At 61.2% G+C, this 2,500-nt stretch carries 3 protein-coding genes; all 3 read right to left on the bottom strand.

Features of this window, described 5'->3' with window-relative positions:
• Positions 1-71: 71 nt before the first annotated feature.
• The 3 genes from AB4Y44_RS42175 to AB4Y44_RS42165 are packed head-to-tail and all read right to left on the bottom strand — an operon-like array spanning position 72 to position 2,470.
• Positions 72-1,640 carry an IS66 family transposase gene (locus AB4Y44_RS42175; RefSeq protein ID WP_368702789.1) on the bottom strand — a complete coding sequence of 523 codons (1,569 nt, stop codon included), beginning with the start codon at positions 1,638-1,640 and terminating at the stop codon, positions 72-74.
• 30 nt (positions 1,641-1,670) lie between these two features.
• On the bottom strand, positions 1,671-2,015 hold the full coding sequence (gene tnpB / locus AB4Y44_RS42170; protein WP_094783439.1) for an IS66 family insertion sequence element accessory protein TnpB: 345 nt from the start codon (positions 2,013-2,015) through the stop codon (positions 1,671-1,673).
• A complete protein-coding gene (locus AB4Y44_RS42165; protein WP_368702788.1) occupies positions 2,012-2,470 on the bottom strand; it encodes a transposase in 459 nt (152 codons plus the stop codon). Before AB4Y44_RS42165 ends, tnpB begins: the two co-directional genes overlap by 4 nt.
• Between the last annotated feature and the right edge of the window lie 30 nt (positions 2,471-2,500).

Raw genomic sequence — 2,500 nt, 5'->3', positions numbered from 1 at the left:
GTAAGCGGCTCAGCTGGGCCGTTTGTCTAGGCGCGTGCGCGTGAGGCATGATGGTGAACTGGAGCCACCGGTCAGGTAGCGGGATTCGGCGGACTGGTAGGCGTGTGCAGCTTGTCAGCCACACGCCAAGGCAGGAGCTCGTCGATGCGATTGATTTTGTGATCGGCGATGTGGGCTAGCACATAGTCCAGGTAGGCACGCGGATCGATGTCATTCAAGGTGCAAGTTCCGATCAACGAGTACATCGCGGCGGCCCGTTCGCCGCCACTGTCGGAGCCGGCGAATAAAAAATTTTTCCGGCCCAAGCTTACACAACGCAGCGCATTTTCCGCGATGTTGTTGTCGATCTCCAGCGTGCCGTCTTCGCAATACAACGTCAGTGCGCTCCACTGGTTCAGCGTGTAGTTGATCGCCTTGGCCGTATCGGACTTCGACGACAGCGTTTCAAGCTTTGCCCTGAGCCACGCTTCGTAGATCTGAAGCAGTGGTCTGGCTTTCTCCTGCCGTATTCGCAACCGCTCGGCGGCTGGCCTGCCGCGAATGGAAGCCTCGATGTCATAGAGCCCGCCAATATATTCGAGTGCCTTTTGTGTTGTGTCAGATGGCGTGCGCACATGGATGTCGTAGAACTTTCTCCTCGCGTGCGCATGGCATGCCGCCTCGCGTATCGAGCCATCGCGGAACAATTCGTCGAATCCCGCGTAAGCGTCCGCTTGCAGGATCCCTTTGAAGTTGGCGAGATGGGTTTGAGGATGGATGCCTTGCCGGTTCGGCGAGTACGCGAACCAGACCGACGCCGGTTGCGTCGAGCCCGAGCGATGATCGTCGCGCACGTAGACCCATAGCCGGCCGGTGCGCGTCTTCCTGTTGCCCGGTGAGAGCACCGGGATCGGCGTGTCATCCGCGTGCAGCTTGGTCGCGGCCATCGTATAGCTGCGCAGCGCCGCTGTTAGCGGAGCGCACAGTGCCTCGCACTGGCCGATCCAGCGGCCCATGCTGGCCCGGTCAAGTGTCACGCCGTCGCGTGCCGCAATCGCCGATTGCCGGTACAACGGCTGGTGGTCTGCATACTTCGAGACGAGGATGTCTGCGAGCAAGCTCGGATGGGCGATGCTCCGCTCGATCGGCAGGCCGGGCATCGGGGGCTGGCTGATAGTGCTGCAGCATGGGCAAACCAGTTTTCGCCGGATCGTGCGAATGACCTTGAACGCCGCTGCGACCCGGGCGAGTTGTTCGGATTCGTCCTCGCCGAGCACCTGCATTGGTTGTCCGCAATCCGGGCAACTTGATTCAGGCTTGAGCACATGATCCTCGCGCGGCAGATGCGCGGGAAGCGCTTGCCTGGAAGCCGCTTCGTCTGTAGTCGCATTTGAGGTGGACGCATTTGCACTTCGGGCCTGCGCACGCTGCACATCCACAACGCCGCGCCCGGCCGCCAGATCCTCAAGTTGAGTCTCGAGCGTCTCGATTTGCCGCTGCAGCTGCTCGGACTTGCGACCGAACTGCATGCGCCTGAGCTTGTCGATCTGCGCCTTGAGCTGCTCAATCTCGACATCGCGTTCGGCAAGCAGGCTACGGGCCTCAACCAGCAAGGCCTTCAGGAGCTCGACATCGTCAGGAAGATCGGCGCCGTTCGACATGCGCCGTAGTTTACGAGTCTGCCGCACGGTTTACAACATCGATAGTGCGGCAGTGCGACGGGGCTGTCGCCAGTCGATGCCCTCAAGCAGCATCGACAGTTGCGCAGAGCTCAGATGGACCTTGCCACCGTCGGCCTTGGGCCATATAAAACGGCCTCGTTCAAGCCGCTTCGCAAGCAGCCAGATTCCGTCCTCCGAGGCCCAGAGAATCTTTACCAGATCGCCCCGACGGCCCCGGAAGATGTAGACGTTGCCGCCCAGCGGATTCTCCCCAAGCGCTGTTTGCACCTTCGCTGCCAACCCCTGGAACCCGCATCGCATATCGGTGACGCCAGCAGCGATCCAGATGCGCGTGCCTGCCGGTAGGGAGATCATGAGCGCAGACTACCCAGCACGATCCGCAGCATATCGGCATCAACCAGGCCGTCCACTTTAACCACCGCACGACCGATCCGGATCTCGATCGTGCCGACCGGTGATACAGGCTTCGCGCCCTGCGCGGGCGCTTCTACCGGAGCTGACGCAATGACCTCCGTCGGCGTGTCGCTGAGCAATACGACCGGAATGAGCCCGGCAGATCGAGCTTGCTGATCGGCCAGATATCGCCGCCGCCAGGTGAACAGCATGTTCGCGTTGATGCCGTTCTCCCGCGCCAGCTTCGCGACCGATACGCCAGGTTCGCAAGCTGCTGCTGCCAGTCGCTCACGCAACTCCCGTGGGTAGTTCGGGCGCCCCGTTCGGGAACCCGGCTTCTTCTCCGCAGACTGTGTCAAAGTGATGCCCATCAGATTGGGAATGATGGGCATCACTTTGATGTCGCCTTCAGCCACCGTCTATAACGGCCGGCACGAGCCGCTTAC

Origin of the sequence: Paraburkholderia sp. BR10937 (assembly GCF_040965695.1) — a bacterium.
Classification (GTDB): domain Bacteria; phylum Pseudomonadota; class Gammaproteobacteria; order Burkholderiales; family Burkholderiaceae; genus Paraburkholderia.
The sequence above is the reverse complement of the archived record's forward strand: the minus strand, read 5'-3'. Positions and strand labels throughout refer to the sequence as shown.

Coding starts and splice junctions, on each gene's coding strand:
- AB4Y44_RS42175 (WP_368702789.1), bottom strand. CDS start 1,640: ATGTCGAACGGCGCCGATCTTCCTGACGATGTCGAGCTCCTGAAGGCC.
- tnpB (WP_094783439.1), bottom strand. CDS start 2,015: ATGATCTCCCTACCGGCAGGCACGCGCATCTGGATCGCTGCTGGCGTC.